Source organism: Flavobacterium sp. (assembly GCF_043779715.1).
In the GTDB taxonomy this organism is placed as follows: domain Bacteria; phylum Bacteroidota; class Bacteroidia; order Flavobacteriales; family Flavobacteriaceae; genus Flavobacterium.
The window spans coordinates 1-7880 of sequence record NZ_JAYWDT010000125.1 but is presented as its reverse complement, the minus strand read 5'-3'; the positions used below and the strand labels follow the sequence as shown (position 1 = coordinate 7880).

General features: G+C 31.7%; 7 protein-coding genes. 6 read left to right on the top strand and 1 reads right to left on the bottom strand.

The genetic code is table 11. The annotated features are described in order from the left end of the window. Positions 1 to 333 precede the first annotated feature (333 nt). Entirely contained in the window at positions 334 to 759 is a 426-nt protein-coding gene (locus ACH2BG_RS06390) for a hypothetical protein (RefSeq protein WP_395046879.1), read from the bottom strand. Positions 760 to 1275: 516 nt separating this feature from the next. On the opposite strand from ACH2BG_RS06390, the gene ACH2BG_RS06385 reads away from it, so the two are divergent. The 6 genes from ACH2BG_RS06385 to ACH2BG_RS06360 all read left to right on the top strand — a co-directional run. After that, on the top strand, positions 1276 to 3765 hold the full coding sequence (locus ACH2BG_RS06385) for an erythromycin esterase family protein (protein ID WP_395046878.1): 2490 nt from the start codon (positions 1276 to 1278) through the stop codon (positions 3763 to 3765). Positions 3766 to 4186: 421 nt separating this feature from the next. Continuing rightward, the gene (locus ACH2BG_RS06380) at positions 4187 to 4537 is read left to right on the top strand and encodes a hypothetical protein (RefSeq protein ID WP_395046877.1); all 351 of its coding nucleotides are present in this window, start codon (positions 4187 to 4189) and stop codon (positions 4535 to 4537) included. A gap of 2 nt (positions 4538 to 4539) precedes the next feature. Further along, positions 4540 to 4914, top strand: a complete 375-nt coding sequence (locus ACH2BG_RS06375) for a BlaI/MecI/CopY family transcriptional regulator (RefSeq protein ID WP_114755158.1) — start codon at positions 4540 to 4542, stop codon at positions 4912 to 4914. Further along, positions 4911 to 6275 carry a regulatory sensor-transducer, BlaR1/MecR1 family protein gene (locus ACH2BG_RS06370; RefSeq protein ID WP_395046876.1) on the top strand — a complete coding sequence of 455 codons (1365 nt, stop codon included), beginning with the start codon at positions 4911 to 4913 and terminating at the stop codon, positions 6273 to 6275. The genes ACH2BG_RS06375 and ACH2BG_RS06370 overlap by 4 nt, the downstream gene beginning before the upstream one ends. Positions 6276 to 6303: 28 nt before the next feature. After that, positions 6304 to 6741, top strand: a complete 438-nt coding sequence (locus tag ACH2BG_RS06365; protein WP_395046875.1) for a hypothetical protein — start codon at positions 6304 to 6306, stop codon at positions 6739 to 6741. Between the two features lie 33 nt (positions 6742 to 6774). After that, positions 6775 to 7880: M56 family metallopeptidase (locus ACH2BG_RS06360; RefSeq protein WP_395046874.1), on the top strand; the 1106-nt coding region annotated here is incomplete at its 3' end.

Here is a 7880-nt window from a genome sequence, read left to right as displayed (position 1 = left end):
ACAGCGATGCCATTCACTCGCCAAACGAACACTTTGGAATCTTCAATTACCTAAAAGGAATCGAAACCATCCCGTTGTTTTACAAATATTTTGTGGAGTTGTCAAAATAAATTCCTTTCATTACATACTAAATCCGCTCTACACAGGGCGGATTTTTTTGGGCGTTCCCCGCCGAAAATAGCGGGTCAGGCTGTTCGTTCTCAATCTTTTTAGCCGCCGAAAAGGCGTCTAAAAAGGATTTCCACTTCCATCCTTAACGCAAACTATTGCTCGTTGATAGATTTCTTAAAGGAGATAAGATAGTTTTAGTTGTAGAAAAATAGTGGAAATACTTTATTTTAAATCCAATAGAAACCCAAAAGCAATAAGAACTAAGCTTGCAAGTGGTCCTGAAAAGATGCACATTAACAAGGTTTGGCCGTCTCCGTAACATGCCAAATCCACACCAAGCAAAGTAATTAATAAAACAGTATTTGATAAGGTATATATGATCAAAGAATAAAATCTAAAATTACGTTTAACTTCACTCTCAGTCTTTAGCAAAATATTGTCCAACCTATAGCCATAGAAAGCCATCATTCCAATTACCGTTACTGCTGAAAACCAAAGAACAATTAAATAGCCAGTTTCACAGTTACCAGTGATTTTTTCTAAGCCCATTGCCGCGAGAAGACCAGGAAACAATGTCCAAGTTGGAAAAATTGGTATCAATGACCATAGCGCATTAATAAAGCTATATTTTGTAAATCTAAAATCCATAAAAAGTATAGTAGTAATGTTTGGTGGATGTTTAAAATTTCTCAATCGATTCGAGAAATTCTAAGTTATGGCTACAAAACACTAGTTGATAAAAACTAAAATCAGTCACCTGAGAATCTCCGATCGCGCGAATACGCACTAAATTTATCGATTTGATAGCGCGGAATTACATTCCGTGCCCGCAAAGTTGAACAAACAAAACCAATTAAGAAACTACATTGTGTAAAAAATTATACTCTTTCTTGTTTGATAGAGCAATGTTTTTTTTGATTGGTTGTTCTCAATAGTAGTCGGCACAAAATGTACCCGAGGCTTTAGCCGAACTACCGTAGTAATTCTGCGCCATCAGGTACGCCTTATGCATATCCTAGCGATTTAGGATTGATGGTTTTTTGAAATCATTTTTTATCTTTATTTTCTTTCAAATATAATCATTAAATTTACAAAACAATAGCGTAATGAAAGGCGGTATCTTTCGATTTGCGAAATAGTATCTCAAAATGATTCAAAAATAATATGAAAATATTCACAACTGTTCTTATAAGCTTGTTTTACAACCTTGCTTTTTCTCAAACTCCAATTGAAGGGAAGTCTTTCATCATAAATAACAAGAATGATTACTCTTTTTTAGAAAATGTGATTAAATCAAAAAAGATAGTTTTATTAGGAGAACAATCACATGGAGACGGAGCTACATTTGACGAAAAAGTAGAAATTGTAAAATACCTTCATGAAAAAATGGGATACAATACAATTGTTTTTGAAAGTGGTTTTTATGATCATTATAAAGCTTTTGAGATGTATTCTAAAAGTAAATCAGATATTTCCGTTTTCAGTGAAGCAGTTTTTGGAATATGGTCTGACACAAAAGCATTCCAAAATTTAATGAATTATGTAGACGAACGAGCCAAACAAAATGACCCAATAAAGATTTTAGGTTTTGATTCACAAGAAGGGTCTATATTTAAAAATCATTTTATGGATGATTTCATAAAACTATTTGAAAACAGAAAAATTACTTTTCCTGAAAACGTAATCACAAGTATAGAAAAATCATTTGTTTCAAGGGATTTAGAAGATGTGGCATCGAATAAAAAAGATTCGCTTGAGCTATATAAAAATTTTGATTTAATAATGGATTCGTTCAATAAAATTGAAAATGTAAATTTTGATGAAAAAATAATGAAACAAGTTTTTGTTAGTAAAATTGCAGATGTATCGTTTGATATAATGCAATTACAGAAACAAAAAATTGCTGTACAAAATCCTAGAGATGAGCAAATGGCAAAAAATCTTATTTTTTTATCTGAAATTTACCCTAACGATAAGATGATTTGCTGGGGAGCTTCTTACCATTTTTCTAAAAACATCAACCAAATTGAATATACAGACGAGACAGAAGATTATTTCAAACAATATGCGTCTAATGAAATAAAAAACACTGGATATAGTGATTACAAAACAGGTGATGGTTCAAAATTACTTGAAGGAGCAATTCCAATGGGCGAGTTATTAAAAAAACACTTTGGCGAGCAAATTTACAGCATCGCTTTTTCATCCTTTGAGGGACAATATGGAATTGTAGATGAAAAACCATTTCCTATACTGCAACCACCATTTAATAGCATAGAGCAACAGCTATATGATAAAGCTACTTCAAAAACTTTTTTTGAGTTTAATAAAAATGACAACAATAGCTATTATTGTTCTGCATTAGGAAATATTCCTTTCAAGGCAAAATGGGGTTTTATATTTGATGGATTACTGTTTATTAAAAAATCATACCAACCAGAGATAAGAAGTTATCCAAAACCGGTCATTAACAACTCTAAAGAAGAAGTGTTTTCTATTGTTGGAAAAATAACAGATTCAAAAAATAGAAAAGTAATACCTAATGCAGAAGTATCCCTAGTGAAAACTAAAAGAAGTATTGTTGCCAATAAAGATGGTGCTTTTAGTTTTACTATTCAAAAAAAGGATTTTCAAGACAAATTAATAATTTCCGCAATGGGATACGCCACGGACACAATCAATATTTCGAGCATAATAAGTACTAATAAAAACCAGATAAACATTAGACTAAGATCACACAAATTTGAAGGAATAATTTTAGATGAAGTTGTCGTTAATTCCGCAAGAAAATCATTGACCGCCGAAGATATTGTTACAAAAGCAAGAAATAATATTGAACTTAACTATTACCAAGATCCAAACAATCAAAAATTTTATTTCCGAACTCAAATCATCAAAAAAAATAAAATTACATCCAACATAGAAGCGGTTATAAATACATACAATTCTAATGGAATGAAAGGAGTAAATACACCTGACGAAGGATTATATGGTGAAATACAACAAATGCACACATTAGCTGAAGATAATATTAATAATCAGTATGGTAAAATAACTAATTTTGCGTTTATTTTTGACAGAGATGTAATATTGAGTAAGTCTAATGTACTATATAAAACGTCTTCTTACAATTTAAAAAAAGAGGAAGTCTTGCTATATAACGATAGAAAAGTTTATAAAATTAGTTTCGTCAATAATTCGCCTGGATCATATTCTACCGGATATGGTTATCCTGCTCCAAAAAAATCATCTGGAATATTATATATAGATACTGAAACTTTTGCGGTACTAAAATATGAACATTGCGTTGTAAGAGAGCCTTCTGAAATCAAGAATCAAAAAGACAAAATGGCTCAAAAGCTGCATAAAATAATTTTTACATATAAAACACATGAGGGTAAATATTTTATAAATTATTGTAATGTCATAAATAAATCCATAATTACATCAATAGCCGATAATGTAATTTTAAGTGAAAACTTTTTAGTGAATAATGTAATGTCTATTAATGTTAAATATTCTAATGTAGAAAAAATTGAGCGCCCTCTTCAAAAAATAAATCAGAATATTACACTTAAAGAAGATTCTGAGTTTTGGAATAACAACAATTTTATACTTCAAGATGATAAAGTAATATTTGATTTGTGTGATTAACTTTAATTTCCTTTCGCTTTTTTCCACTTTTTGATATTTAAGTGGTCTTCTAAACTCCATTTCCTATATTTCATATCTCAAATGTATTATTTAAAATTTCACACCGAACTTATTAGATACTAAAATACTTGGTCAACGTATCGAGTGTATGTTTCGTTTGCCTCTTTTAAATATAACAAAATTCTTATGGCTACATTAGAGCCACTATTAAATCGATCTAAGGAGTTAACAGGACTTACACACCAAATCCTCTTGTAAACCCCTGACCACCAAATTATTTTTCTTAAAAATTTGTTTATTTCATTTTTTATTCTACATTTGTAGAGCAAACTCTATTTTCGTAGAACAAAATCATTTTATGCGACAATCTGTAATTCTAATCGGCTTGGTGTTTTTATTATTTGGTTGCAAAACCAATCAAATGAAAAATAAACTTAAGGAAGGACTATGGATTGAAAATTACTCAGAGGATACTTCCCATTATAAATCAATCGGAAAATACAGAAAAGGAGATCCCGTAAAAAAATGGAGTTATTACTTAAATGGTAAAATCATTAAAAGAGAAAAATACAAAGACAACATTTGCAGCACTACTTTTTATCATAAAAATGGAAAAATACAATCCATAGGAAAAACAAAAATGGAAACGAGGGATCAGTACGCGCATTGGTTTTATTTTGGTGACTGGAACTTCTTTAATGAAGATGGAAAATTAATAACAATAAAGAAATACAATAACGGAGAATCATTTTCCGAAATAGAAATTAAATAAACATGCAACAACTCACGAACGCCGAAGAACAAGTAATGGAACACCTTTGGAAACTCGAAAAAGCCTTCATGAAAGACTTGCTTGAAGCCTACCCAAAACCAAAACCCGCTACCACAACAATCGCTACTTTATTAAAAAGAATGATCGACAAGCAGTTTGTAGCTTACACTGAATTTGGGAACTCCCGGGAATATTATCCTTTGGTCAAGAAAACCGACTATTTCTCGAAACACGTCAACGGATTGATTAGTAATTTCTTTAATAATTCGGCGTCACAATTCGCATCTTTCTTTACCACTGAAACGAATTTGTCTCAAACGGAATTGGAAGATCTCAAGAAAATAATCGACAGTGAAATTCTAAAAAAGAAAAAATGACCGACTTTCTAATCAAATCGACAATTACTTTATTGGTGCTATTGGCAGTGTATTATTTGTTTTTAGAGAAAGAAAAAATACACGTTTTCAATAGGTTTTACTTGTTGTTCTGCCTTGTTTTCTCGATGGTACTTCCATTAATAACTATTGAAGTCATTGAGGAAATAGCACAACCAACAGTCAATCCGGGAAATATCCAGATATTGCAAGGAAGCGCTGTAATACTGGAGGAAACAAACTATTTGGCTATAGGATTATGGAGTTTGTATGCTGTAGTAACACTCGTTTTGGCGATTCGTTTTATTAGCAATATCAATACCATTTCGTCTAAAATGAGATCAAATGAACCAATTGATTATAAGAATGCCAAATTGATTTTGGTTCCCGAAAAAACGTTGCCGCATACTTTCTTGAATACGATTTTCATCAACGAAACAGAATACAACAACCGTGAAATTGAAGCCGAATTGTACACACACGAACTCACGCATGTGACTCAAAAACACACGTTGGATATTTTATTCATCGAACTATTGAAAACCGTTTTTTGGTTCAACCCTATTTTTATTTTTTACAAAAAAGCCATTCAACTCAACCACGAATTTCTCGCCGATGAGAAAGTAGTGACATCCTATAACAATGTTCCGTTCTACCAATCCTTATTACTATCGAAAGCGAACGAGAACCCAACTTTTTACTTGGCCAGTAATTTGAATTATCTAATAACTAAAAAACGATTACTCATGATGACAAAAACCACATCAAGCTCGAAATCAATTGCTAAGAAAATCATTTTGATACCGCTATTTACTGGACTAGTACTATTTTTATGCGTCCAAACAATTACACAACCAGCAAATGACAAGGATAATTCCTCACTATCTGAGGATAAAAAAAGAGATGCCTATTACGACGACGTTCGATTAATTGTAAAAGACAACCGCAAAAAAATCTTAATAAATAAAAAATATGAAGTTCTTACGCTAAATGAAAAGAGATCTTATATTGGCAATGCTCCAGCGGCAATCAACAGGAAAAGTCCAACGAAAAAAGAATTTGAAACCTGGATAAATGACACTAGATTTTCAGGAATATTAGACGGCAAAAAAATCAACAATATCGATTTAAAAAAATATAACGCAAATTATATTGTAAGCTATTCAAGATATTACAATCCAACTTTAAATGGAAAATCTATAGAAACTAATTTAAATCATTATCTACTATTTAGCAACTCTTATTTTGAAAAGCATTTAAAGGATAAAGACAAAAAAGCTTTTTTCAAAGTAATTGAGAAAACAATAAAAGAAGGCACAGTTACAAAACCAGTAATTATTAATGAGGTTCAACGAAATATATAATCAACAGTGAAATTCTAAAAAAGAAAAAATGAGCTACTTTCTAATTAAATCGACAATTACTTTATTGGTGCTATTGGCAGTGTATTATTTGTTTTTGGAAAAAGAAAAAATACACGTTTTCAATAGGTTTTACTTCTTGTTCAGCCTTGTTTTTTCAATGGTACTTCCATTCATAACTATCGAAGTCATTCAGGAAATAGCACAACCTACAGTCAATCCGGGAAATATCCAGATACTGCAAGGAAGCGCTGCAATACTGGAGGAAACAAACTATTTGGTTATAGGAATATGGAGTTTGTATGCTGTAGTAACACTCGTTTTGGCGATTCGTTTTTTCAGTAATATCATCAAGATTTCGTCTAAAATGAGATCAAATAAACCAATTGATTATAAGAATGCCCAATTGATTTTGGTTCCCGAAAAAACATTGCCGCACACTTTCCTAAATACGATTTTCATCAACTAAACAGAATACAACAACCGTGAAATTGAAGCCGAATTGTACACACATGAACTCACACATGTAACCCAAAAACACACGTTGGATATTTTATTCATCGAACTATTGAAAACCGTTTTTTGGTTCAACCCCATTTTTATTTTTTACAAAAAAGCCATACAACTCAACCACGAATTTCTTGCCGATGAAAAAGTAGTGACCTCCTATAACAATGTTCCGTTTTATCAATCTTTGTTGCTCTCAAAGGCAAACGCGAACCCAACTTTTTACTTGGCCAGTAATTTGAACTATCTAATAACTAAAAAATGTTTACTCATGATGACAAAAACCACATCAAAAAACATTTCAATACTTAAGAAAATAGCAATTGCTCCAGTACTTGCAGTACTATTATTTTCTTTATGTACAAAAACTGTTGCACGAGAAAAGAACACTACTATCGTACAACAGCAACCCATTTTAAATAAGAAGATTGCAACAGCCAAAATTGCATTGCAACAAGTTGAAAAGTCAGAAAAACCAAGCGACACCGTAAAAAGAAAAAAACTAGAGGTCGTTAAAATTAAGAATGAAGAATTTACCAAAATTGGCAGTCTTTATTTTAATGAAAAAGGATCTGTAGACATTAACGGTAACCCTGCTGCTAACGGCTATATTAACATCAACAATGATATTCATTTTTATGTAACAAAAGGTACAGAAAGAGAATACTACAACAGATATGGCTTTCGAGTAGACAGCAAAGGAGTGAAATTAAATAATGAGACAATTACTGTTTTAGAAAAAGACTATCAGGCAGAAGCTTCGAAATTGACTGCCAGCGATCAAGTTGGAGATATTTACACTACCGCTGGAATAACAGAAAAACCAGATTTTCCGGGAGGAATTATGGAGTTTTACAAATTTGTCGGCAATAATTTTAAAACTCCAGAACAACCCAATTTAAAAGGGAAGGTTTACATCACTTTTATCATTGAAAAAGACGGTAGTATTAGTGACGTAAAAAACATTCGCGATATTGGCTTCGGCACTGGTGACGAAGCTGTGCGTGTTATAAAATCATCCCCTAAATGGATTCCCGGAAAAATGAACGGTGAACCTGTGAGAGTAATGTACAGCTTACCAATAACGATTCAATCTAAATC